The 25,567-nt window shown below is 34.2% G+C and carries 26 protein-coding genes; 6 read left to right on the forward strand and 20 right to left on the reverse strand.

The window, feature by feature from the left end:
• Positions 1-13 precede the first annotated feature (13 nt).
• From galT to CAR_RS10850, 3 genes are read left to right on the forward strand one after another with little or no spacing between them, the layout of a single operon-like run.
• The gene (gene galT, locus CAR_RS10840; RefSeq protein WP_013711779.1) at positions 14-1,534 is read left to right on the forward strand and encodes a UDP-glucose--hexose-1-phosphate uridylyltransferase; all 1,521 of its coding nucleotides are present in this window, start codon (positions 14-16) and stop codon (positions 1,532-1,534) included.
• A complete protein-coding gene (locus tag CAR_RS10845) occupies positions 1,518-2,567 on the forward strand; it encodes an aldose epimerase family protein (protein ID WP_041556635.1) in 1,050 nt (349 codons plus the stop codon). The genes galT and CAR_RS10845 overlap by 17 nt, the downstream gene beginning before the upstream one ends.
• 35 nt (positions 2,568-2,602) lie before the next feature.
• On the forward strand, positions 2,603-3,604 hold the full coding sequence (locus CAR_RS10850; RefSeq protein WP_013711781.1) for a LacI family DNA-binding transcriptional regulator: 1,002 nt from the start codon (positions 2,603-2,605) through the stop codon (positions 3,602-3,604).
• A gap of 62 nt (positions 3,605-3,666) precedes the next feature.
• Here the strand turns inward: CAR_RS10850 and CAR_RS10855 are convergent, their stop codons facing one another.
• The 10 genes from CAR_RS10855 to CAR_RS10900 all read right to left on the reverse strand — a co-directional run bounded on the left by CAR_RS10855 (position 3,667) and on the right by CAR_RS10900 (position 14,969).
• On the reverse strand, positions 3,667-5,004 hold the full coding sequence (locus CAR_RS10855) for an acetyl-CoA hydrolase/transferase family protein (RefSeq protein WP_052303147.1): 1,338 nt from the start codon (positions 5,002-5,004) through the stop codon (positions 3,667-3,669).
• 35 nt (positions 5,005-5,039) lie between these two features.
• Positions 5,040-5,825, reverse strand: a complete 786-nt coding sequence (locus tag CAR_RS10860; RefSeq protein WP_013711783.1) for an enoyl-CoA hydratase-related protein — start codon at positions 5,823-5,825, stop codon at positions 5,040-5,042.
• 15 nt (positions 5,826-5,840) lie between these two features.
• Complete coding sequence (locus CAR_RS10865) at positions 5,841-6,695, reverse strand: 3-hydroxybutyryl-CoA dehydrogenase (protein WP_013711784.1); 855 nt, start codon at positions 6,693-6,695, stop codon at positions 5,841-5,843.
• Between the two features lie 43 nt (positions 6,696-6,738).
• On the reverse strand, positions 6,739-7,860 hold the full coding sequence (locus CAR_RS10870; protein WP_041556637.1) for an acyl-CoA dehydrogenase family protein: 1,122 nt from the start codon (positions 7,858-7,860) through the stop codon (positions 6,739-6,741).
• A gap of 50 nt (positions 7,861-7,910) precedes the next feature.
• Positions 7,911-9,089, reverse strand: coding sequence for an acetyl-CoA C-acetyltransferase (locus tag CAR_RS10875; protein WP_013711786.1), 1,179 nt, complete (start codon positions 9,087-9,089; stop codon positions 7,911-7,913).
• A 267-nt stretch (positions 9,090-9,356) separates the two neighbouring features.
• Positions 9,357-10,247: a LysR family transcriptional regulator gene (locus CAR_RS10880; RefSeq protein WP_013711787.1), complete on the reverse strand. Its 891-nt coding sequence runs from the start codon at positions 10,245-10,247 to the stop codon at positions 9,357-9,359.
• Positions 10,248-10,420: 173 nt separating this feature from the next.
• Positions 10,421-11,641: an acyl-CoA dehydrogenase FadE gene (gene fadE, locus CAR_RS10885; RefSeq protein WP_013711788.1), complete on the reverse strand. Its 1,221-nt coding sequence runs from the start codon at positions 11,639-11,641 to the stop codon at positions 10,421-10,423.
• A 264-nt stretch (positions 11,642-11,905) separates the two neighbouring features.
• Complete coding sequence (locus CAR_RS10890; protein ID WP_013711789.1) at positions 11,906-12,772, reverse strand: YtnP family quorum-quenching lactonase; 867 nt, start codon at positions 12,770-12,772, stop codon at positions 11,906-11,908.
• A 185-nt stretch (positions 12,773-12,957) separates the two neighbouring features.
• Positions 12,958-13,884 (reverse strand): 2-dehydropantoate 2-reductase, encoded by a 927-nt coding sequence (locus tag CAR_RS10895; RefSeq protein WP_013711790.1) that lies wholly within the window; start codon positions 13,882-13,884, stop codon positions 12,958-12,960.
• 38 nt (positions 13,885-13,922) lie between these two features.
• Entirely contained in the window at positions 13,923-14,969 is a 1,047-nt protein-coding gene (locus tag CAR_RS10900; protein WP_013711791.1) for a PTS transporter subunit IIC, read from the reverse strand.
• Between the two features lie 848 nt (positions 14,970-15,817).
• On the opposite strand from CAR_RS10900, the gene CAR_RS13275 reads away from it, so the two are divergent.
• Positions 15,818-16,153 (forward strand): DUF975 family protein, encoded by a 336-nt coding sequence (locus CAR_RS13275; RefSeq protein WP_052303168.1) that lies wholly within the window; start codon positions 15,818-15,820, stop codon positions 16,151-16,153.
• A 116-nt stretch (positions 16,154-16,269) separates the two neighbouring features.
• Here CAR_RS13275 and CAR_RS10910 read toward each other — a convergent pair whose 3' ends face one another.
• From CAR_RS10910 to CAR_RS10930, 5 genes are all read right to left on the reverse strand, one after another.
• A complete protein-coding gene (locus CAR_RS10910) occupies positions 16,270-17,751 on the reverse strand; it encodes a carbon starvation CstA family protein (protein WP_013711793.1) in 1,482 nt (493 codons plus the stop codon).
• A 163-nt stretch (positions 17,752-17,914) separates the two neighbouring features.
• The gene (locus CAR_RS10915; RefSeq protein WP_041556639.1) at positions 17,915-18,640 is read right to left on the reverse strand and encodes a LytTR family transcriptional regulator DNA-binding domain-containing protein; all 726 of its coding nucleotides are present in this window, start codon (positions 18,638-18,640) and stop codon (positions 17,915-17,917) included.
• A gap of 2 nt (positions 18,641-18,642) precedes the next feature.
• Positions 18,643-20,391: a sensor histidine kinase gene (locus tag CAR_RS10920; RefSeq protein WP_013711795.1), complete on the reverse strand. Its 1,749-nt coding sequence runs from the start codon at positions 20,389-20,391 to the stop codon at positions 18,643-18,645.
• Between the two features lie 113 nt (positions 20,392-20,504).
• Positions 20,505-20,717, reverse strand: a complete 213-nt coding sequence (locus CAR_RS10925) for a helix-turn-helix domain-containing protein (protein ID WP_013711796.1) — start codon at positions 20,715-20,717, stop codon at positions 20,505-20,507.
• Between the two features lie 15 nt (positions 20,718-20,732).
• Positions 20,733-21,209, reverse strand: a complete 477-nt coding sequence (locus CAR_RS10930; RefSeq protein ID WP_013711797.1) for a DUF2975 domain-containing protein — start codon at positions 21,207-21,209, stop codon at positions 20,733-20,735.
• 320 nt (positions 21,210-21,529) lie between these two features.
• Between CAR_RS10930 and CAR_RS10935 the strand changes: the two genes are divergently transcribed.
• Together CAR_RS10935 and CAR_RS10940 are read left to right on the forward strand one after the other, a co-directional pair.
• Positions 21,530-21,901, forward strand: a complete 372-nt coding sequence (locus CAR_RS10935; RefSeq protein WP_013711798.1) for an iron chaperone — start codon at positions 21,530-21,532, stop codon at positions 21,899-21,901.
• Positions 21,902-22,077: 176 nt separating this feature from the next.
• Positions 22,078-22,593, forward strand: a complete 516-nt coding sequence (locus tag CAR_RS10940) for a helix-turn-helix domain-containing protein (protein ID WP_041556641.1) — start codon at positions 22,078-22,080, stop codon at positions 22,591-22,593.
• Between the two features lie 17 nt (positions 22,594-22,610).
• On the opposite strand, the gene CAR_RS10945 is transcribed toward CAR_RS10940, so the two are convergent.
• From CAR_RS10945 to CAR_RS10965, 5 genes are all read right to left on the reverse strand, one after another.
• The gene (locus CAR_RS10945; protein ID WP_013711800.1) at positions 22,611-23,090 is read right to left on the reverse strand and encodes a DUF5626 family protein; all 480 of its coding nucleotides are present in this window, start codon (positions 23,088-23,090) and stop codon (positions 22,611-22,613) included.
• 263 nt (positions 23,091-23,353) lie between these two features.
• Complete coding sequence (locus CAR_RS10950) at positions 23,354-23,533, reverse strand: hypothetical protein (RefSeq protein WP_041556643.1); 180 nt, start codon at positions 23,531-23,533, stop codon at positions 23,354-23,356.
• Positions 23,534-23,549: 16 nt separating this feature from the next.
• Positions 23,550-23,783 carry a hypothetical protein gene (locus CAR_RS10955; protein ID WP_013711802.1) on the reverse strand — a complete coding sequence of 78 codons (234 nt, stop codon included), beginning with the start codon at positions 23,781-23,783 and terminating at the stop codon, positions 23,550-23,552.
• A gap of 112 nt (positions 23,784-23,895) precedes the next feature.
• Positions 23,896-24,987: a GntR family transcriptional regulator gene (locus CAR_RS10960; RefSeq protein WP_013711803.1), complete on the reverse strand. Its 1,092-nt coding sequence runs from the start codon at positions 24,985-24,987 to the stop codon at positions 23,896-23,898.
• A 262-nt stretch (positions 24,988-25,249) separates the two neighbouring features.
• A complete protein-coding gene (locus CAR_RS10965) occupies positions 25,250-25,567 on the reverse strand; it encodes a PTS sugar transporter subunit IIB (protein ID WP_013711804.1) in 318 nt (105 codons plus the stop codon).

Below are 25,567 nucleotides of genomic sequence, written 5' to 3' on the forward strand. Positions count from 1 at the left end.
AGGATGAATGTATATGATCGATCAATCAATAACCGATTTCATTCAAATCGGTTATCAAAATCAAGAAATTCATCCGTTAGATGTTCTTCTTAAACAAAATCAATTGCTCTCCTTGCTTGGAAAACAAGCTTTAGATTCAGAAATAAAAGCTTCTACGCCATTGCCAAATCGTTTGGAAACAATGGACTCTTTAGTCGATTACGCTGTTCAAGAAAAAATAATTGGAAATAATGAAGCTGAAAGTGATATTCTATCCGCAAAGATAATGAACCTTATTACTCCCCTACCTTCTGAAGTAAACCGAACATTTTGGGAGTTTTATCAAGGAAGTCCTGAAGCTGCTACAACTTATTTTTACCATCTCAGTCAAGAAAATGATTACATTAAGACAAGGGCAATTGAGAAGAATATCAAATTTATCAAATCTACTGTTTTTGGTGATTTAGAGATTACGATCAATTTATCAAAACCAGAAAAGGATCCTAAGCAGATTGCTTTAGCTAAAACAGCTCCTGCCTCCTTTGGATACCCTACTTGTCTTTTATGTATGGAAAATGAAGGTTACGAAGGACATCTAAACCATCCTGCCAGAAGTAACCATCGCATCATCCGTTTACCTTTAATTAATGAGAACTGGGGTCTACAGTATTCCCCTTACGCTTATTATGAAGAGCACTGTATTTTTTTATCACAAGAACATAAACCTATGAAGTTAGAAAAAGCTACTTTCACAAAACTTTTGAGTATAGTTGAACAATTTCCAAATTACTTTGTGGGGTCCAATGCTGATTTGCCAATAGTAGGAGGTTCCATTCTATCTCATGACCATTACCAAGGTGGCCGACACACTTTTGCTATGGCAGAAGCACGTATAGACTTTCCTTTTGCATTAACAGATTATCCTTCTGTAGAAGCCGGGATTGTCAAATGGCCAATGTCCGTCATCCGTCTAAGAAGTTCTGATCAAACTGAATTAGTTGAAGCAGCCACTCTTATTTTAGATCAATGGCGTTTATACTCAGATGAAGCAGCGGATATTTTAGCCCAAACAAATGGAGAACTCCATAATACGATTACGCCTATTGCAAGATATAAAGAAGGAAAATATGAATTAGATTTGGTGTTGCGCAATAATCGTACATCGCAACAGTATCCTGAAGGGATTTTTCATCCTCATCCTGATGTTCAGCATATTAAAAAAGAAAATATCGGGCTGATCGAAGTAATGGGCTTAGCTATCTTGCCACCAAGACTGAAAAAAGAACTTGCTGAAGTTGAACATTTCTTATTAGATGAACCTCATCAATTAGATATCTCTCATCAAAAATGGGCAAATGAATTAAAAAGAACAAAAAAAATCACAAAAGAAACGGTTGGAAAAATCATCGAAGATGCTGTTGGATCTATTTTTCTGAGAGTATTAGAAGACGCCGGAGTGTATAAACAGAATTCTGAAGGAAAAGCTGCTTTCAAACGATTTATAAATAGTTTTGCTCATTCAAAAGGAGGAGAAAAAATTGAAAATTTCAATTAAAGATTTTGGAGAACTGTCAGGACAGATCATTCAGGAATATACTTTGACGAATCGTCATGGTGTCTCCTTATCAGCTATGACCTATGGCGCGGCAGTAACAGCTATTCGAGTGCCTGATAAAAATGGCCTTTTACAGAACATCGTACTCGGCTATGATATGGTAGATGAGTACGTATCTCATCGCCCTTTTTATGGTGCAACAGTTGGAAGAGTTGCCGGAAGGATTGATAAAGGTAAGTTTACATTGGAAGGAAAAAACTACCAACTCGAAACAAATGAAAAAGGCAATCATTTGCATGGCGGAGAAAATAGTTTGGATACAAAAATTTGGACAGTAAAAACTAATTCCACTGAAAATGAAGCTCAATTGATTTTCTCATACAAGAGTCTCAACAATGAAAATGGGTATCCTGGCAACTTAGCAATACAAGTGACGTATACATTGACGGAATCAAACGATTGGAAAGTCAATTATCATGCCACAACTGATGAAGCCACCTTGTTTAATCCGACTAATCACGTCTACTTTAATTTAACAGGTAACCCAACGCACACAATCAAACAGCATCAATTAACCTTAACGAGTAATCTGTTCGCTGAACTCAGAGAGGATTCTATTCCGACCGGAAACTTGTTGCCTGTCAATAAAACACCGTTCGATTTCACAACAGCAGACACAATAAACAAAGGGTTTGAGAGTTCACATCCTCAAAATAAATTAGTATCTGGATATGATCATCCATTTATTCTTGAACACCAATCCCAAAAACCGGAAGCTGTTTTGTATGACCCAATTAGTGGCAGACGCGTACAGATGTTTACAGATCAAGACGCCGTTGTCATTTATGCGACGGACTCATTAGATGGAAAACATACAAAAGAAGGAACATTAATTGAACACTATGCAGGTATCACTTTAGAAACTCAACAACTACCGGACGCGATCAACCAAGTAAATTTCGGAAATATCATCCTTCAACCAACTGACATTTTTCAAGCTGAAACAACTTACCACTTTGATACAATGCTATAATAAATAAATGGAATGGAAAAGAAAGTGGTGAGAACATGGCAACAATTAAAGACATTGCCGAACAAGCAGGTGTTTCAAGCGCAACCGTATCTCGTGTACTCAATTATGACGAGACATTATCAGTAGGCGACGAAACAAAAAAACGAGTGTTTGAAGTTGCTGAAGCGCTGGAATATACAAAATACCAAAAGAAAAAAGCAAACAAACAAGGCAAATTAGCCATCGTTCAATGGTACACAGAAAAAGAGGAGCTAGATGATCTCTATTACTTGTCTATCCGTTTAGGTGTAGAAAAAAGAGCAGAAGAAATGAACTATGAGATTGTTCGTATTTTTCAAAATACAGATTTTGAAATGAATTCATCTATCGAAGGCATCATAGCGATTGGAAAATTTAGCGATTCTCAAGTAAATAAACTCACTTCATGGACAGAAAATATTTGTTTTGTTGATTTTGATCAACTCCATCATAAATTAGATTCGGTTGTCATCGATTTTGAGCAAGCAGTAAATTCTGTTATGGATTACTTTTGTACAAACGATTACAAAAACATTGGTTTGATCGCTGGACAAGAAAATTTTGGCGATCGATCTAAACCGATTATTGATAAACGAACGACGATTTTTGAGAATTACATGAAACAAGCTGGAATATACAAGGAAAACCATGTGTTCACAGGTTCTTTTAATGTCGCATCTGGTCAAGAGCTGATGAAAAAAGCCATTGAAACCTTAAAAGACGATTTACCAGATGCCTTTTTTATTTCGAATGACTCCATGGCAATCGGTTGTTTGAGGGCTTTACAAGAAGCAGGCATCTCAGTTCCAGAACGAGTTAGCCTTATCGGATTCAACGATATAAGCGTAGCTAAATACATCTACCCCACGTTAAGTACAGTAAAAGTCTATACCGAATTAATGGGCGAAACCGGTTTTGATCTATGGTTAGATAAATTGACTACCGAAAGAACGGTCGCAAAAAAAGTAACCTTATCGACAGATTTAATTCTACGCGAAAGCACTAAATTAAATCGATAATTAAAAAAGGACATTCTTAGCGTTCAAAATTGAACCTTAAGAATGTTCTTTCTCTATTATACTTAGCCTTCCATAAGAGACATCGTTTCTTCTCTTACATTCACTTCTTCCACAATGAAGTGTCTTTCAATTGCTCTTTGACGCAATTCTTCACGGAAATTAGGATGTGCTACTTCAATCAAGGCTTCTGCTCTTTCTTGTACAGTTTTCCCAATTAATTCAGCTTTTCCATACTCCGTTACAATTGTATCGATATCATTTTTAGAAGTTGATACAGCTGATCCTAAAGCTAATTCAGGTACAATTGTAGAGATAGTGTCATGTTTAGCAGTCGAATACAAACAGATGATTCCACAACCATTTTTAGCTAGTCTAACTCCTTTAGTAAAGTCAGCTTGCCCACCTGTAGATGAATAATACGAACCTTTCACCGTTTCTGAATTGCATTGTCCTAAAAAGTCAACTTCAACTGTCGAATTGATGGCTTTTAAATTATCAATTTTAGCAATTTCACGAATATCATTCGTCATATCACATGGCAACATTAATATATCTCTGTTGTTATTCATAAATTCATATAATTGTTTTGAGCCAATCGCGAACGTAGAAACTGTTTTTGTTGGATAAGTAGTTTTATATTTATTGTTGACTACGCCTTTTGCATAGAGTTCCACAATTTTATCTGGAAGCATTTCACTATGAACACCTAAATTGCGTTTATCCATCAAGTAATCCATTACAGCATTTGGCATTGAACCAAAACCAATTTGAACCGTATCTCCATCTTTCACCGTTTCAGCAATTATTTTGCCGATAGCCAAGTCTTTTTCGCTTAATTTAGGGCTAGGTAAAGTTGGCAATTCAAAATCGTGTTCAACTAATGCGGCGACTTCACTGATATGAATGGTGTTTTTGGCACCAAATGTACGTGGCATGTTCTTGTTGACTTCAAGAATGATGGTTTTTGCATCTTCAATCAATGAAGCAACATAGGAAGGACTTGTTCCTAAAGAGAAGTTACCGTCTTCATCCATTGACGATACTGTCGCCATGATTACTGGACGATCCGTACGTTTTTTTAGCAATGCCGGGATATCCGAAAAGTGATTTGGCAGTAAATCAATGTTACCTTGATTAAACCCTTTTCTGTCCATACCTGATAAAAATATTGATACTTGTTTTAGCTTAGATGGCGAGATATCCACTGTCGGAAAGCTTGGCAGCATACGGTATAAAGTATTTCCTTTTAACGTCCCATTGCTAGGTAACGCTTCCAATAATGCTGGAGGTTCACCTGGCATGATGGGGAAAATGATCCCATCACCTGGTTCGACCAATTGTACCGCTTCTTGTGCTGTTGTTTTTTTCTTTTCATACATTTTCTCGTATAATTTTAACATGTCTAAAATCCCCCAATCAGATGAATGATTTTCTTTTATTTATTTTCAAATTGTGCATTACGCTTTTCAACATAAGCAGTCATACCCTCTTTTTGATCTTCAGTAGCAAATAAAGCTCCAAAAACTTCAGATTCCAATGCTAATCCTTGCTGTATACTCATTTGCATGCCTTGATTGATTGTTTTTTTACTGCCTTCTACACCTAATGGCGAATTTTTGATTATTTTTTCAGCCATCGCTTTTGTTTCTTCTAGCAAGTCTTCAACTGCTACTACTTTATTCAGTAAACCAATTCGATAAGCTTCTTCGGCTGCGACATTTGCTCCTGTGTAAATCAATTCTTTAGCTTTCCCAGTTCCAACAAGGCGTGGCAAGCGTTGGGTTCCGCCAAATCCAGGGATGATTCCCAACCCTACTTCAGGTTGTCCAAATTTTGCATTTTCAGCGCCGATTCGAATGTCGCAAGCTAAAGCAAGTTCACATCCTCCGCCTAAAGCAAATCCATTAACGGCAGCGATAGTAGGCTGACGTAATTGTTCCAATTTTGAAAAAACCGCATTCCCTAAGGAAGAAAAAATTGTTCCCTCAACTGCATTTTTTTCTTTCATTTCTTTGATATCCGCACCTGCTACAAACGCTTTAGTACCTGAACCGGTCACGATTAGCACGCGAATCGCACCATCTTTCTCCACTTCATCAAGTGCAACAGACACTTCTTCTAAGACTTCTTGACTTAATGCGTTTAACATTTTAGGTCGATTGATTTTTAAAGTGGCGATTCCTTCTGCTTTTTCTAAAGTAAGTGTATTATATTCTGTCATTTCGTTGTCCTCTCCTTATGAAGCATAATCATAAAACCCTTTACCGGTTTTTCTACCTAGCCAGCCAGCTTCTACATATTTTTTCAACAACGGACAAGGACGGTATTTGGAATCATTAAATCCTGTGTACAAAACTTCCATAATAGCTAAACAAACATCCAATCCGATATAATCTGCTAAAGCAATTGGACCCATTGGGTGATTTGCACCTAGTTTCATTGCTTCGTCGATTTCTTCAAGTGTTGCTATGCCTTCATGCACCGTAAAAATAGCTTCATTGATCATTGGTATCAAAATACGATTAACGGCAAACCCTGGCGAATCTTTAATATCAATCGTAATTTTTCCGATTTTCTCGCTCAGCGCTTTAATAGTGGCTGTTGTTTCATCATCTGTTGCCAAACCTCGATTGATCTCTACTAATTTCATAACAGGAACCGGATTAAAGAAGTGCAATCCAATAACTTTTTCAGGACGATTTGTCGCTGCAGCAATTTCTGTAATCGAAAGAGAAGACGTATTGCTTGCTAAAATCGTTTCTTTATCTGTAATTTCATCTAGTTCTTTAAAAATAGACAATTTGATTTTTTTATTTTCTGTCGCTGCTTCAATGACTAATTGTGCTTCATTTGCATCTTGAATATCTGTTGAAAGTGTAAAATGAGCTAAAATACGTTCTTTTTCGGCTTCTGTTTTACGCCCTTTTTCAACTTCACGAGTTAATCCTTTTTCAATCTTAGTGAATCCTCGTTGCACAAATTCTTCTTTTATATCGTTCAAGATAACATCATATCCAGCTTGTGCCATAACTTGCGCAATACCACTGCCCATTTGTCCTGATCCGATCACCATAACTTTTTTGATTTCCATCATCTCACTCCTCTAAATAAGTAACTAGTCCTTTTCCTTGTGATCAGTTGATCCATTTTTTTGCAATTGTATCTTTTTGTGTTTCTAAATTGCCACCATAAAAGGCTGTTAACTTAGCATCTCTGACGTAACGTTCGATATCGTTGTTCCGCATGTATCCGTAACCGCCAGTTACTTGAATGGCCATTTCAGTCATTTCGATACTAGTATTTGCAGCTTTCAATTTAACCATAGCGACCATTATTGAATCAAGTTGATCGTTTTTCGCTACTTGATCCAACAGTGCAGCCGCAGCTTGTAATTCTGTATACATTTCAGCGAGTTTAAATTGTGTGTTGCGTAGATCGATCAGTCGTTGCCCAAACTTACGATCTTGACTAACATAGTTTAACGCTCGTTCAAAAGATCCTTCAGCGATTCCTATTGCTTGAGCGGCAATGGACAGTCGCATATGATCGCTGATAGATTGGCATTGCTCTTCTCCATTACAGCTACCACCCAATAAATTTTCTTTTGAAACACATATCTGATCAAATTCAAGTGAAGCCACCGGAAGAGCACGTATGCCCATCTTTTCTTCTCTATTTCCTATAATAAGCCCACGCATTTCAGCTGTTATAATAAAGATACCGTATCCACTTGTTCCATCTTTAGCTATGGTCTTACTTCCTATTAAATAAGCGTTTGCTTTTCCTGCATTTGAAACAAATGCTTTAGCTCCACTTAGTTCCCAATGATTTTCTTTTTCAACTGCAAGAGTTTCCATATTTTCAAGATCATTGCCCATCCCTAACTCATTTAGTCCAAATGCACCAAAGGTTTCTCCACTCAGCATAGCAGGCAGATGCATCTGTTTTTGTCGTTCAGTGCCATACTGATAGATTGGCCAAAGGCTCATAGATGTTTGAGTCAGTAAAATACTAGCTGTTGACGCACAATCTCTTGATACGATCCGAATGACTTCCAACAAATCTTTAAATGATCCCCCAAGTCCCCCATGCAATCGATCAAACGGCATCCTTAAAACGCCCATATCACTTAATTGATTTAGTTGTTCTTCAGGAAATGCTTCTGTTTTATCGTATTCAGAAGCATTTGGTCGTATGACTGTTTTAGAAAAATCAGCTACTCGACTAATCAAATGGTTCATTGTTTCATTCATCATGTTTGGATACTCCTTTTTAAATTTTCTACTAGCCATACATTTTTTATTTCTTAACGTTCAACGATTAGTGACATTCCTTGTCCTCCGCCAATACATAACGTTGCTAATCCACGTTTTGAATCGCGTTTTTCCATTTCGTGAAGTAAAGTGACTAAGATACGAGCACCGCTAGCTCCGACTGGATGTCCTAAAGCAATAGCACCACCATTGACGTTAACAATATCAGTGTTGAATTTTAAATCTGTTATGACACTTAATGCTTGTGCTGCAAAAGCTTCATTTGCTTCGATCAAATCTATATCTTCTACTGTTAAACCAGCTTTTTTCAATGCTTTTTGAGTAGCTGGAATTGGACCACATCCCATGATTTTTGGATCTACACCTGCACTTGCATATGACTTGATTGTAGCTAGAGGTTTCAATCCTAATTCATCTGCTTTTTCACGGCTCATAACGATCAAGACTGCTGCACCATCGTTCAATCCTGAGGCATTTCCTGCAGTTACTGAACCATCTTTTTTGAAAGCGGGTTTTAATTTCGCCATTGATTCATTTGTTGTACCAAAACGTGGGTGTTCATCTGTATCGACTACTTTAGGTTCTCCTCTGCGTTGAGGTACTTCGATTGGAACGATTTCTTCTTTGAATCGGCCAGAGGTTACAGCCTTCTCAGCATTATTTTGACTGCGAACCGCTAATTCGTCTTGTTGCTCACGAGTAAATTGATATTTTCCAACAATATTTTCAGCTGTTATGCCCATATGAATATCGGTAAAGGCATCCGTTAAACCATCCTTCAACATTGTATCAATCATTTGACCATTACCCATTCGTTTACCCCATCGTGCATCAGGCAATACGTATGGTGCTTGACTCATACTTTCGGTTCCACCAGCAATAACAATTTCATTGTCTCCTGAAAGAATTGATTGTGCTGCTAAAGCAACCGTTTTTAATCCCGATCCACATACTTTATTGATAGCAAAAGATGGAACATGTTTTGGGATCCCAGCTTTTATAGCTACTTGTCTAGCAACATTTTGACCTAAACCTGCACTTAAAACGTTTCCAAATATCATTTCATCAATTATTGCTGGATCTAATCCAATACTGTCAATTGCTCTTTTTACAACAGCAGCTCCTAGATCAACGGCTGATACATCTTTAAAAGCTCCTCCAAATGATCCAACTGGTGTTCTTAATGCTGTTACGATTACTGCTTCTGTCATTAAAATTCCCTCCAAATAATTTCCATGTTTTTATTAAGTCTTCAAGTTCATATGAAGCGTTTACATCATCATAATAAATGGATTGAGCCTAAACGTCTAACAAGTATATATTACAGATTCAATAAGTTTTGTTAATACCTTTGTGAAAGGGTGTTCATAAAAAAACAAAAAAACGAAAGAACCGGATAAAAACATCGGGTCTTTCGTATTTGAGTAAAGAAATTTTTTGCACAATTTCAAACTAATTTGCAATGTTTATTTCATGAATCAGTAAAAATAACTTAAAACAGATTCATGTAACTTTGTTTCAACAACTGAATAATTAGTTTTTATAGGACGACACAATAGAACATTAAAAGGAATCGGGTTCTTAAATGATTTCTCCACATAATCCTCGCTGTTTAAATAGCGACCAATAGGTGAAGGTAAGATAGCAATTGTATCTGAGTAACGAGTTGTTTCAATTAAAAAATCCCACGAAGAAGAAGTAAAAATGATTTCTGCATTTGAATTTTGTTCCTTAAATGTTCGTTTAACTAAATCGTTGGTCACAAATGATTCATTAAATGTAGCAATTGGGTAATCATCAATTTCTGTCCAATTAATTTTATTCTTCTTGCTTAAATCATGAGTTGCTGACATAAAAGCTGTTAATTCATCAATTTGAATCACATGTTCTTCATAAGCTTTCGGATCAAGATTCGTTGGTTCTATCAATACGACATAATCTAAATCTTTTTGCAAAAACATCCTTCTCAACTCATTACAGCCATCTTCTACAATCTCTATTTTAATTTCTGGGTTTTCTACGATGAATTTAGAGAAGAAGTTGGAAAAGAAAACACGTAAAATCAAAGAAGGTACACCTAAACGAATCGTTCCTTTTTGTTTGGATGATTCTTTACGAATCATATTTTTCATTTCATCATGCATTTTCAAAATATCTAAAGCATACCGGTATAACTTAATGCCACTTGGCGTCATTTCTTCTAATCTTCCATTTTTACGATAAAAAAGACTTAATTCTTCATCTTTTTCAAAATTAGTGATCATTTGGCTTAAAGCTGACTGCGAGATATGAATTTTTTTTGCAGCTAACGATAAATTGCAACCGCATTCAACAATGTTGATAAAATAATTCAATTGTGTAATATCCAATTCCTGTTATTCCCCTTTTTCTTTTGATTATTCCTTTTGGGACCAGTTTATGTCATAAGAAATAATTATACCTATGTATAGAATACCATGGTTAAAGATGTTTATGCAAAAGTAGACAAAAAAACTCAGAAAACAAGGATTATTGATCCCGTTTTCTGAGTTTTTAATAACGTTTAAACAAAAGCACCTACACCTGTCAAATATCTTCCAACAATTAAAGCATTGATTTCATGTGTTCCTTCGTATGAGTAAATAGCTTCTGCATCTGCAAAGAATCGAGCAACATCCGTTTCCAGTGTAATCCCATTTCCGCCGACTACTTCGCGAGCCAATGCAACAGTCTCCCGCATGCGTAAAGCATTATGCATTTTTGCCATTGAAGAATTTACTTCACGATAATTGCCCTCTTCTTGCATTTGAGCTAAGCGTACAGAGAAACTTAAATTAGCAGTTACATTTGCTTGCATGATAGACAATTTTTCTTGAACCAATTGGAATGAACCTAAATTTTTACCAAATTGTTCACGTTGTTTGACGTAACGTAAAGCGGCTTCAAATGCCCCTGCTGTCAATCCTGTCGCCAAATGCGAGATATCTGCTCGTGTAATACGTAAAATACCGGCTACATCTTTAAATGAATTCACATTTTGCAATCTACGATCTTCTCCAACTTTTACATCCGTTAATGTAATATGTCCGTTTTGTGTCATACGAAGTGAAATTTTCCCTTCGATTTTTTGAACATGTACCCCTTCAGCTTTACCAGGAACCATGAAGGCTTTAACTTTTCCATCCGCTTCATCACGAGCAAATACAGCTATTTCGTCCGCTGATCCAGCTCCACCGATCCAACGTTTTTCTCCGTTGATGATCCAAGTATCGCCTTCTTTACGTGCAGTAGTTGCTAGTCCGCCAGCAATGTCTGAACCGTGTTCCGGTTCGGTTAAAGCAAAGCAACCTTGAATTTCATAAGAAGCTGTTTTTTCAGCCCAACGTTCGATTTGTTCATCATTTCCACCTTGTAACAAAGTTGCGTAGAATAATCCGCCATGAACCGTGTAGAATGTTGCGATAGAAGCATCTAGTTTAGCTAACTCAAAATATCTAAAAACATTGTATAATTCGCTTGGTTTACGTGTACTTTCACGACCTTCAAATAACAATGGATTATCCATCATTCTTACTTTTCCGATTTTTTCAAAAGCTTCAAAAGGAAATTCTGCTTTTTCCCAATACTCGCTTAGTACAGGACGTAAATTTATTTCAAGAGCCTCACGTAATTCTTTTAAAACTGTTAATTCTCCATCTGTTAATGCGCTTGAATACTCATAAAGATCTGATGGGTAAAAAGTAGCTAAATCAACTGGTCTTTCCATTGTCTTTGTGTTCATCATTTTAATCGCCCCTTAATTATTTTTAATTTTTATTAGGTTTTATTTTTTCAACCGCTTACAATGCTTAATTTAGGCCATTTTCAAATTTTAGTCTACTTACCATAAATTATAGAAGGTATAAGAAGAACTTAACGTCATTCTCCAAACCTATAGTTATTGCTTTTTTTCAAAATGTTGTTGATGTTTTTTAAAATAAATGACAAAAATAAAAACACTACCTAAAAACAGATTCTTAAAATCAGCTTTTAAATAGTGTTGATTGTTTTAGTTAAAGGTAATATATGCTTGTTTACTTCGCTTCAATGAATCTACTACATTTTTTCCAGTCTCATCCCATACAATCATACGATAATACGCATCGTGGTAAAAAATAAATTTATAATGGTTTTCATAAGCTTCTTTCATCCATTTTTCTTTACTGAATATAGACGTCATTGGATAATCATCGTAAGCCAAGACCCATAAAGGATTTTGATGTGCATGTGTTGGCATGATATCAGCCATATGCAATAATGTTTCACCATTTTGTGTTAGTTTGATTAATGCATGGCCTTCACTGTGTCCTCCAGTGTGGATCATCTCAATTCCTGACACTACTTCAAGCGATTCCTGATACGTAATGATTTGATCTTGAACTGGCTCCCAATTTTCTTTCCAATACGTGCTTTTGGAGCGAATATTTGGATTTCTCATCTCATCCCATTCAATCTCATTAACGTAAATATCTGCATTTGGAAAAGTAGAAACGAGCTCCTCATTTTCCGAATGTGTTAATCCGCCGGCATGGTCAAAATGTAAATGTGTCATCAATACTACGTTGATATCAGCCACTGTCATTCCTAATTCTGCTAAGCTCTTTTCTATCTTTGTCTCTTCCACAACCCCATAATTGCGTCGTTGTTTGTCTGACAACTTTCCATGTCCTACTCCAGCATCAATCAAGTAATTCTTATTCTGATATTGGATTAAGATCGAATCCGTTGGCAACTCAATTTGATTATTTTCATTGACCGGGTATTTTCGTGACCATAATGGTTTAGGCACTACACCAAACATCGCTCCTCCATCCATAGAAGTGATTCCACCATCCATCCATGTTAATGTCATTTCATGAAATTTCAAAGTATCCATTGATATCCTCCTTATGTAAAAAAACGTTTCCAATCATTTCAATTGATTATACGCATACTTTTTTGTTATTTCAAAGAAATTTTTTTTGAATTCACATTGTTTAATAAAAATGTTCATGAGAAGAACTTTTTCAACAAAAAAACAGGTTCAAAGTTTTTACTTCGAACCTGTTTTAAGAGATATTTTTAACGTTTGATTCCCAAGATATCTTCTTTTGCGTGAATTAATTGAGTAATCAATTGACTATATGGTGCTTCAAATCCTTTAGCTTCAGCTTGTTTTGCAACTTCTCCATTTAAGAAGTCGATTTCAGTTAGACGCTTGTTCTTTAAATCTTGGTGCATAGAAGGATAATGTTCGCCCACTTTTTCAGCTGTCCCTTTTAAATAATTCACAGTTTCTTCAACATCTATATGAACGCCTTCAGTTTCGGCTACACGAGAAAATTCACTGACAATTTTTTTATTTAATTGGTCAATTTGGGAAGTTTCGAATAGTTCTTTGATATTGCAATCTAACAATGAACAAAGAGCATTCATCGTCCCATTCACACAAGCTTTTCTCCAAGTTGTAAAGTTAACATTTTGACTGTATACTCCATTCAATCCACAATCTGCCATCATTTTTACAACTTCACGCGTACCTTCTTCTTCATTTTCATCACTGTTTTGAACTTCAACTGGACCTTCTCCCATAAAGTGAGTTTTACCTGGAGCATCTATTCCACCAGTCCACAAGGTTGTTCCCATAATAATATTTTTTTGAGGAATATATTCTGAAATAGTTTTCGCATGACCTAGTCCATTTAACAAACACACAACTTTTGTATCTTCTGTCAGCATATGTTTGATTTTTTCTAACATCTGTCTTAATCCCATTGATTTAGTAAAAATAAAGACTGTATCAAATGTATCTTTGATTTCTTCTGGCTTCCCTATTGGGATAATGACATTATCTTCTTTTCCATTTACTGTAATGGACAAACCGTTTTCTTTGATAGCATTAATATGGTCATCCCAAAAATCGATTAATGTAACGTCATTTCCATCTTTTTTCATCATGTATCCAAATCCGCATCCTAAAGCTCCTGAACCTGCAATTGCTATCTTCATTTTATTATTCCTCCATTTTTTCGTTATCTATTAGTTAATTAATTTGAAGCAGGGATAAATTTAAAGATCTCATCTTCATAGATGTGTAAGAATTTACTACACACCATATCGATAATAAATCCTCCAACAAAAGGTATTACAAAGTAAGCTAACATAACATTAAGTAAACCAGTTCCCATGTTAAAGGCTTGAATAGGTCCAACTAATCCTACAATTCCAAACCCAGCCGTTTGCGGAGTTCCATGAATCGTTAACACATATACTCCAATACCTGAGATAACTGCATTTATAACTACTGGTATCATTATTTTTGGATATTTGATCAAATTAGGAATCATCATTTTCATAGCACCAAGTAAGATCGCCAAGGTTGTTCCAGATTGATTAATTCTCAAAGAACCAATGACTAAAATTGCTGTACAAGCTGTCACACCTACCGCAGCAGCCCCAGCTCCTAATCCAGCAACACCTATTGCAATTCCAATTGCTACTGTTGAAATTGGTGAGATAATTAAAATTGAGAATGCTACAGAAATTAAGATTACCATCAATAAAGGTTGTAGAGTTGTAAAACTATTGATCAGTTCTCCAATTGAAGAAGTAATGATGCCCACATATGGCAATATGATCAGACCAATCGTTCCTACACCAGCACCAACGATAATTGGCATAAGAATCAAGGTCAATGAACCTAAGCGACCTTGCAACAACCGCGTAACAAAAACTGCTATAGCGGAAACTAGCATAACGTTAATCAAGTCTCCAATACCAACCAGTTGAACACCAGCTTCGGTAACTTTATAAGCACCTGATCCTAAGAAGGCTGCTGCACCAACAATTACACTTTCCATTCCATTCATTTTAAATTGCATGGCTACGAGAACTCCAATAATAGCTGGTGTAATAAATTGCATAATTGTCACTACACTTGATAACAATACAAATATAGAACCATAAGGAATAAGTGCTTTAAAGATGGACCCCAATATCGCATTGGCAATTAGCCCAATAACGATTCCAGATGCTGTTCCTCCTAATACTTTGTTCAAATAATCTTTACCAGTATATTTTACTCTTTCTTCCATTAAACTCAACCTTTCTTATGTTTACTATATGAATAATTAATCAACATGTATAACATTGTTAAATAATTCACTAATATTCTTTACTAGTTAAATTTATCACAAACTAAAAATTATTTCAATGCTTATTTTTACTTTTTTGTCTTTTAAAAAACATGCTATTTATTTTAAAATAAATTCAAATGTTATTTTATTTTAAAAACAGTGTTGATAAACCTTTATTTTAATAGGATAATATACTTATAATGATAATTACCCAATGCTAATATATTTAGTTTATAATCGTATTGGCAGAGTTAATTAATTTTCCACATTTTAGATTAATTTATTTGCTCATTTTTTATCAATATAGTATTTTTTCATGAATTCCAACCTATACCTGTTATACTTATTTTCTATTTAGTGTATATATAAACATAAAAAAACATTATCATTTAAGTCGATCGTAGAAAACGCACAAATAAATAAAAACTGTTTTTTTATTTATTTGTGCGTTTTGGTAAACTAAAAAAAGGAAAACATGTTTTTAAAAATAGAGAAAAGAGGAACTTTATTTGGACAGAAAATATATAAAAAAATTTGCACGAGGAACCTTGAAACAAAACTTTTTGGTGATAGTATTAATAACCAGTATTCCAATCCTAATTAACATACATAGTGCACTCCAAGAAATTGACGACTTAAGTCTACTTAAATTTTTTTTGGTTTCACTATTTATCGGTATTCTTGTTTCTTCTTTTCACCCATTCATTGATATAGGGATTTTAAAATTTAATCGAAACGAACCTTTCTCTTTTCAAAAAGATATAATAGAAATTTTTAAAACACACGGTAAACGTTATATTTTAACTATGTGGCTAAGAGAAATTTCTATCTTATTTTGGTCACTTTTCTTAATCATACCTGGTATATATAAAAGTTACTCTTACACTCTTGTTACCTATATATTGATAGACAACGATGATCTAAGTTATAAAGAAGCTCTTTCTAAAAGTGAAGAATTAATGGAGGGCTTCAAGATGGATTGGTTTATAATGGATCTATCTTTCCTTCTTTGGGATATTTTAGCATTATTTACATTTGGTATACCTTATATCTGGTTAACGCCTTACAAATGGACCACTTACGCAAAATTTTATGATGAACGTATGAAACTATTATCAAATGTTAAAGTTTCTATTGCATAGACACCATTCAAAACTATTAACAAATCCATTGGTAATGGTTACTAGAATCAAAAAGAGCTAAATTTCCTTAAAAATGGAGGTTTAGCTCTTTTCATTTTGTTATCCTTTAACTTTATTTATTGATTATGCGATGAAAATGTTCCTATTGGCAATTGATCGTTCAATAATTCATCTGATGGATCTAAATCTCTTTTTTGCTTTTTACCTGTTTCCCAATAAAGGGCTATTATACCAAGTGTTAAGATTGTACTTAAGATATACGTTAATGTGCTCAAACCCATACCCAAGCCAATTGGTTCACTAAATATATAAACCACACAAGCATAGAGCATAAATATTCCGGGAAGAAGAGTCACAAAATAATTTTTATTTTTCAAATACAAATAACGTGTTGAGACTAATAAAGAGATTACTGCTGTAACTTGATTTGCCCAGTTGAAATATCTCCATAAAATATTAAAATCAACTTGCGTTAGAATTAATGAAATAATATATAAAGGAATGGTTACCATCAATACTTTTTTCAGTGTATCTTGTTTAATATGCAAGTAATCTGCTGTTATTGTCCGTAAACTTCTAAATGCAGAAAGTCCTGAAGAAATCGGCAACACAATTACTCCTATAATCGCAACTGTCCCAAACACACTGCCTAGTAGCATGTAAGATACTTGGTTGACTACAAGTGAAGGCGTTCCATTATTGATCATTTGGCTGAGCGTTTGTCCGTTAAATAACGACATAGAAGCTGCTGCCCATATCATCGCAATTACACCTTCAGCAATCATCATGCCATAAAAAGTAAAGCGACCTTCTTTTTCATTTTTAGATGTTCTAGAAACCATTGGTGCTTGTGTAGCATGGAAACCAGATAAAGCTCCACAAGAAATGGTAAAGAACAAAGCAGGAAAAATTGGTGTACCTTCTGGATTGAAATTTTGCATCGTGCCTGGTGTTAAGTTCGGAATAGTATGTCCACCAAAAATTAAACTTAATCCAATAGCTAGTGTACTGATAATCAGAATTGCTCCAAAATAAGGGTAAACAGCTCCCATCGCTTTATCTATTGGCAAAATAGTCGAGATTAGGTAATAAACAAAAATCAATCCAATAATTACTCCTAATGTTAACCAATCGGGAGTAATACTTTCAATCAAGTTAGCCGGTGAAGTAACGAAAACAGTACCTACTAACATCAAAAGCAGCATAGAAAAAATATTAACGACATGTTTTACTGGTTTTCCTAAGTATTTGCTGGCTAATTCTGGCAAATGGGCGCCGTCATTTCGTAAAGAAATCATACCCAGCATATAGTCATGTACTGCCCCTCCTAGAATACAACCCACGATTATCCAAATATAAGCCACTGGTCCATAAAGCGCTCCCATTATAGGACCAAAAATAGGTCCCGTTCCTGCAATATTTAATAATTGAATAATAGCATTTTTTGATTTAGACATCGGAATAAAATCATATCCGTCCCTTAACGCTTCTGCAGGAGTTGTACGATCTGGATCAATCCCAAAATTCTTTTCAATATACTTTCCATAAACAAAATACCCTAAAATTAGTAACGCAATACCACCCAACAATGTAATCATGCTATTCTGCCTCCTTATAGTATTAAATAAAAAGTTACCACTTTTTTTAATAGCCCTACTGTACTATAAAAAATGAGGCTTATGATTCAATTCAAGCTGACATAGCAAAACTGCAGGCTAACATGCTCGCCTGCAGTTCTCAAATTCATTCAATTAATGAGCACTACAACCCAACTTCTTCTTTAAATTGCTTCATATAATGTCTGCTCACAGGAATTTTAGCTTGATTACTCATCGTAACAAGAAAGGTGTGGTTAAACCACGGTTGTATTTCTAAAATTTCTTTCACATTAAGTAAATAAGAACGATGCACACGCAAAAAGGCATGTCCTTTTACTTTTTCTTCATAGGCATTTAAAGGTTCATTTGCAATGTAATCTTTCTCAATTGTATAAATAGTTGTGATGCCATTATCCACAGCAACTGCAATGATATCATCTATTTTAACAATATAAATGCGTTCATCCATTTGAATGGGAATCGTCTTCAAACATTCTGGCTTATTCTTTTGCAAATGAATTTGTTCTTTTTGATAACTAACCCAGGCCTTTTGCACAGCGTACTGAATTCGAGGCAATTCAAATGGTTTTAAAACATAGTCCGTTGCATTTAACTCAAATGCTTTAAGTGCATATTCATCATAAGCTGTCGCAAAGATAATCATAGGAGGATTTTTTAATTGATTGATTTTATTTGCTAACGTTAATCCACTTTCACTAGTCAAATGAATATCTAAGAAAATCAAATCAATTTCATACTGCAGCATTTTCTCCAATGCTTCTTCAATAGATTCCGCTTCAATGATTGTTGTGATTCCTTCGCAGCGTTCCAATAAATATGCTAATTCATCTCTAGCTAAAGGTTCATCGTCCACTATTAGTGTCTGCATCTTTATCCCTCCACTCCTTGATAAGGTATTCTACACATTACAATGGTTCCTTGTTCTGAAGATTTGATATTTAATTGAGCTCTATCACCAAATAAACTAATCAACCGTTTATTCAAATTTTCCAAAGCTGAACCGGTCCCTTGTTCGGAGGGGACACTTACTTTACCTAATTTCTTAAGTCTATCCCTATCTATTCCATATCCATTATCTTGTACACTTATAAGGATATCTTGATCCACTTTATTAACCGTCACATGGACTAGGTTACCCACTTTCCGATTTTTAAATGCATGTTTGAAGGCGTTTTCTACTAATATCTGAATCACGAATGGAGGTAATAAAATGTTCTTCCGACCTTTTTCTATATTCATTTCCACTTGGTAGCGATCTGGAAAACGTGCCTGTTCCAATTTCATATACGCCTCCACTTGAAGGAGTTCTTTTTCTAAAGGAATCACATTCGTTCTGGCACCTTGTAAATTAGATCTAAAAAAAGTACTGAGCTGTAGTAGCATTTCACGAGCTTTCTCACTATCCACTCGAATCAGTGCAGAAATGGTATTGATGGTATTAAAGAAAAAGTGCGGATTTACTTGAGCTTGTAACGATTTAATTTCTGCATCTTGTAAGAGCTGGCTTTGCAATTCCATTTCTCCAAGTTCAATTTGGCTGGAAAATATAGTTGCCAGACCTTCAGCTAATTGTCTTTCAACAAAGGTAAGTTTTGAGGCATCAGTGAAGTACATCTTTAACGTTCCAACCGTTTTGTTCTTTGATTTCAACGGAATAACGATTGCTGCTTCTAATGGACAGTCAGGATGAACGCATCCAATTTCATGATAAGAATGTGCTTCTTTGATTTCTCCAGTTCGCAAAACTTCTTTAGATAAGCTAGTTACTATTTTCTTCGAAGGAAAATGATGATCACTGGCTGCACCAACATGTGCCAAAATACTGTCTTTGTTGGTAATACTAACGGCTGAAACTTTGATCAGTTTTTGAATAATTTTTGCTGCTTGCGTACAAGATTCCTCACTCATACCAGAACGAAAATAAGGCATTGTTTCATTAGCCAATTGCAAAACATCATGCGTTTGGACTGCTCTTGTCTGTTCTTCCTGCCTCAGTGTTGAGTCAATAATCGATAAGAAAATTCCCGTTCCAATACTATTCGTCAATATCATTGGCAACATAATAAACTGCACTAGGTCTATTGACTCTTGAAATCGTGTACTTAGAAAAATGATACTGACCATTTGAAGGGCTTCCATTGCTGCACCAATGGCAAGTCCCTCACCAACTTTTGGATAAGTATTTTTTCGAATAGATTTCAACCCATATAATCCGGAAAATAAGCCAACTAAAATTGAAGAAATCACATAGATATAAGCGTCCATTCCGCCTTGGAGATAGCGTATAGCACCTGAAACAATACCCACACTCACACCTATAATCGGCCCTCCTATCAAACCTGCAACACCAATCGTTAATACACGGGTATTCGCTAAAGAAGAATGAGGTGATAAATCAGAAAACGGTTGATCAATCATAATTTGATTGCCACGAATTTCTATCCCAGTAAAGTTAGAAATAATAGCAAATATTCCGAATACTATAATCAGCTGAACCATCGTACTTAGTTTTCTTCGATTTCCTAAAAGGTTTTTAAAATAAGGGATATTCATTAATATATATGCCAAAATAATAATTAATCCGCCACGTTCAAGCATTAAAATAAATAAGTTGAACATCTTTTCACTTCCTATAGTTTGATGCCTTTAGTTTACCTTACAAAAACTAGTTATGCACACAAATAAATAGAGCACTACATCACTTGATGCAAAGCTCTGGTGTTTTATTTATTTTATTGTTCATCATTTTTATATTCTAAAATATCTCCTGGCTGGCAATCTAATGCTTTACAGATTGCTTCTAAAGTTGAAAATCGAATGGCTTTCGCTTTCCCATTTTTCAATATAGAAAGATTCGCCATCGTAATACCAACCTTACTTGAAAGTTCTGTTACGCTCATTTTACGTTTAGCCAACATCACGTCAACATTAATTATAATTGCCATATTATTCACCTCAGATCAGACTATTAAATCATTTTCTTTTTTAATATCAATGGCTTCTTGTAAAAGACGTTGAAGAACAGCAGCAAACACTGTGATAACAAACGATGCAAAGACTGGAACCATTCCAACTAAAACAAGCCCAGGTGCATCATCCGTTTGTGCTACCCCAAAAACAAATGGCAGCATCACCACATATAAACCACAGATTATTAAAGCACAAAACTTGATATTTTTAATCGCTTTAACTGCTAGTTCAGAGAACGCTTGGTTCCTATCAATATGATTTAACAGTTTAAAAGCTTGATATAAAGCGATGAAAAACGGTACGGTAGATACATACATACCAATTACAATAGGATAGAGTAACTGATCATAATCTGGATTTGCCGGATTATTCATTAACCAAAAAAATCCAACTATACTCAAGGCAAGAACAGGAAGACCGATTAAAATTAACGCTGCTTTTAAAAATAATGTTGTACCTCGTTTCATGACTAAAACCTCCCTTACTTAGTATAACTATTATTTTAGCACCTTATTTATCGTTTAACAATAAATAAATATCATTTTAAGATGTATTTATTGTTAAACAATTTTTTAATATGCCAAACTAGTAATTTTTTTTATAAATGACTACTAGTTTTATGTAAACAGCGGCTCATAATAGAAATTTGACTCTTTCGATTGTAAAATATATAGTTAAAATAAGGATTAGGTAAGCGGTATTAATCTTAATTTATTTTCACATAATAATTGCTAATAACTACAATTAAATATCAATTCTAAACGATATTTATTTTAGGAGGGATAAGATGGAAGATTTTTCAGATTATTTATCAAAAATTGATAATATTGAACATCGAGATCGAACAGAAGAAGTACTGAACTGGGTAGCTAAGACTTTCCCAAACTTGAAACCAAGAATTGCATGGAATCAGCCTATGTTTACCGATCATGAAACATTTATTATTGGATTTAGTGTAGCTAAACAACATATGTCTGTTGCTCCTGAAAAGGCAGGGATACGTCAATTTTCTAATAAAATTGTACAAGCTGGCTATAATCCCACTAAGGAAATTTTTCGTATCCAGTGGAACAGTCCGATAGATTTCGCATTACTTGAAAAAATAATCGAATTTAACATTTCAGATAAAGCAGATTGCTCAACTTTTTGGCGTAAATAAAAACCCTTAGAGAATTTCTATGGGTTTTTATTTATTTTAAATCATTCATAACAACTATATTTATCTCTTTAATTCTCTATGTAAACCAATAGGTGCTAAAAGCAACCATTAGTTGATAGTCAACAACCGTTATTTTCGGTATGATAGAAGAAAATAATCAAGAAGGAGAACGACATATGGCCTTAGGAGAACGCTTGAAAGAAAGCAGAGTTAGCAAAGGATTTTCGCAAGGAGATGTTGCTGAACATTTACAGATATCCAGACAGTCAATTTCAAAATGGGAAACCGGGAATGGTTATCCAGATTTAGATAATTTAGTTAAATTAAGTGTGTATTATGAAGTTTCGATTGATGATTTGCTTAAAGAAAATCAAAAACTTAAAAATAAAATACATGAAAATGAAATTAAAATTGAAGAAAATCACCAAAAATTAGACTTTATACGTGGATTTGTTGAAAAAGATGAAGGACTACTATTGTTAACTATTGCTTTTATTGGATGTTTGATTCCTCCATTAGGTCTTCTTGTGGCTCCAGTTGTGATCAAACGAAATAAAAAAACAAACACACTGTATAAGTTTGTTTACCTAGCGTGTGCTTGTTGTCTATTTGTTAATCTATTTGCTATTTACAGTGTTGTTGGAGACTACTTAGGATGGGGAACAACCACTGTTGAATACCTTGGCGAATAAACAAAAACCTGGTTTAATTAATACGTAACAGCAATACTGCTTCCGGATAGTTTAGCTCTTAAATTTATAGAAGATTCTAGACCCAATAGTGTTCGTTTTAAATAATAAGTAGCTTGCGTAGAACTATCAACTTTTAGAAGTAAACTTTTAAAGCTCCCAGTATATGCAGTTGCTGAACCTGAGTGTGCTCGAGTAATTTTATTGTTGCTTACATCAATTTTATAACTTGCTTTCCATTGTAACGTTCGTTCTTTTGTAATTTTGTATGTACCATTACTAACACTACTCGCTGCTAATAAAAATTGTGGTTCTTTTTCAACTATAATAATGTAGCTCTCACCTAAATCATTTTCAACTTCAAACTGCTGTAAGCCACCCTGTTCTAAATCATAGATAACAGTGTTCTCAGTTAAAACTATTGTCTCTGCAGCCTGTACCTCTTTAGCACCAAAACAAAAAATAGTAAAACAACCTAAAATAAAGACTAATTTCTTCAAATAAATCCCTCCAGATAGTTTTTTAATAACAACTATAATATAACAGATACGACAGCGTTAAGTAAGCGTTTTTTTATTAATCATTCTTATACTACTTACAAAAAAATATACTATCCATAATTACTCTGCACCTTTTCATTTAGTTGAAAACTTAAAATTACTGATAACATCGACTAAAAACCAGATGAAGAACTCCATCTGGTAATATACTATTTAATTCCTTTTTATATGTAACATGCACTATTCTAATCTGTTTCTTTCAGTTAGGATAGTTTTTCATTGTATTTTTTTAGTTCTTGGCTAATTTCACTTAAATAATTATTTCGCTCTTTAGTTAATTTTATAAATTTTAATACAGTATAGATTAAAAATATAAAAATGACCGGCCAAAATGCAATAATGACTATTCCGTAAAATTGAAAAAGAAAATCTGAAAATTCCAAAAAAAACCCTCCCATACTAGATAAATAATAATTTAAAAACTATCATATCCCCTAATAAGCATTGGTTTTCTACAGCTACTAATAATGCACCACTAGGAAGCTTATTCAGTCTACCAATCATCTCTTTAACGCCATCAATAGAGATAGTACGTTCTCCTGGTTCAAATAACATATTCCCAGACTCTTCTACATTTTTTATGACCTCTAAGAGTTCTAATGCATCTTCTACATTGGCTTCTCTTATTTCCATAAATGTACCTCCTATATAATAGTGACCACTTAAAATCTTAAAGAATAAAAACCAGTATACAATTTTCTATACTAGACATTCTAGGATATAACCTTCTTATGATTAAAAAGTATCATTCGATTATGTTCTTACTTGTAGAAGTACGTTTTATCAAATCAGGTTCATATATAATTGATTGTTGGTTAAATGAATTCTTTTCGATTGCCTGCATAATCCAATTTGCAGCATCTCTTCCTAATTTTTCTTTAGGATGATCAATAGAAGTTAACTTTGTATCTGTTGCCGTACTCAAAAATGAATTATCATGACTAACGATTGAAATATCTCGAGGTATTTTCTTACCAATATCTAAAATATGGTCAATCACTTTTATGGCTATTTGATCGTTGTAACAAACAAAAGCTGTTGGGAAATTTTCAAGTTGTAATAGATGGTCAATTTTTTCTGATAGTTCCTTTATATTCTCAGTGTCAAAGGTAATCATCAATCTGCTATCCATCGTTTGGTTACTTTTACTATGAGCTTTAATAAATCCTTTCATTCGATCTTTTCCTTGTAAGTCATCTGTTTTTGTTATCATAGAAATGCGTGTATGTCCAAGTTCCAGCAAATGAGAAGTCAGTTTTTCACTTGCTAACGTGTCATTCATACTTATCACGGGTGCTTCCAGTTCTCCATATGAAGCATTGATAAACACATACGGAATTCCTCTCTCTTGCATACGTAAGTAGTAGTTTAAGTTAGGACTTAATTCAGCACTTTTTGTAGGCTCAACGATCAAACCATCAATATTTCTTTCAAGCATCATTTCAAGACTATTTTTTTCATATTCTCTATTATTTTGAGTGCTAGATAACAATAAAGCATATCCTTTTTTACTTAGTTCATCCTCTATCCCTCTAATAATAGACGGGAAAATATAATCAGATAAGTATGTTGTAATGACACCTATTATTTTTTGTGATGTATCTTTTGTTTTTAATTGGTATTGATTGCTTACGTATGTTCCAGATCCCTGTTCCGTTTTTAAGTATCCCTCGTTTACTAAGTCTGAAATAGATTGTCGTACAGTATGCCTACTGACACTAAACATATCTTTTAATTCGGACTCTGAAGGTATTTTACTATCTACAGCATACCCTCCCTCTAGAATATGTTGCTTCAATTTATTTTTTATCATTATATACTTTGGTTCACTTGCCATAATATCCTCCTCCTCGAGCTTGTACGTACATATATAGTACAGGAAGCCTTATATGGTTACAATACTACATCTATTTTAATTTTTTAGTCATTTATAAAAATAGAACTCCAATTAAGAAACAAAAATCTATTCTAATATTGAGAAATCATAGATTAAAAAAATAGGCAGTCAACTTTTTCTGTTGACTTACCTATTCTAGTTATTTAAAAGATACCTCTAATGATTAAAAGTATCTTTGACGAATTTTTATTTCTAACTATCTTTATTGGATCATTGTCTTTAACTTATTATAAATAGCTTGTGCATTCAATATCTCATAATCTTCATTATCAATTAGTCTATAAGGCACCTTTTTATAATTGAGCAATTCTTCTAACCTTGATATTTCATATCGGGATTGGGGACCCATTAATAAAGCATCAATTTTTTGTTCTTTTAAAATGCTCTCTACAACAATCGCAGGTGCAGAATAAATATGGTAGTCTTTACCTTCATCTTCTATAAGCTTTTGAATTTTTTTTACAAGTAATCCTGTGGTTATACCTGCTGTACAGATAAGAAGTATTGTTTTATTTTCCAA

Source organism: Carnobacterium sp. 17-4 (assembly GCF_000195575.1).
Taxonomy (GTDB): Bacteria; Bacillota; Bacilli; order Lactobacillales; family Carnobacteriaceae; genus Carnobacterium_B.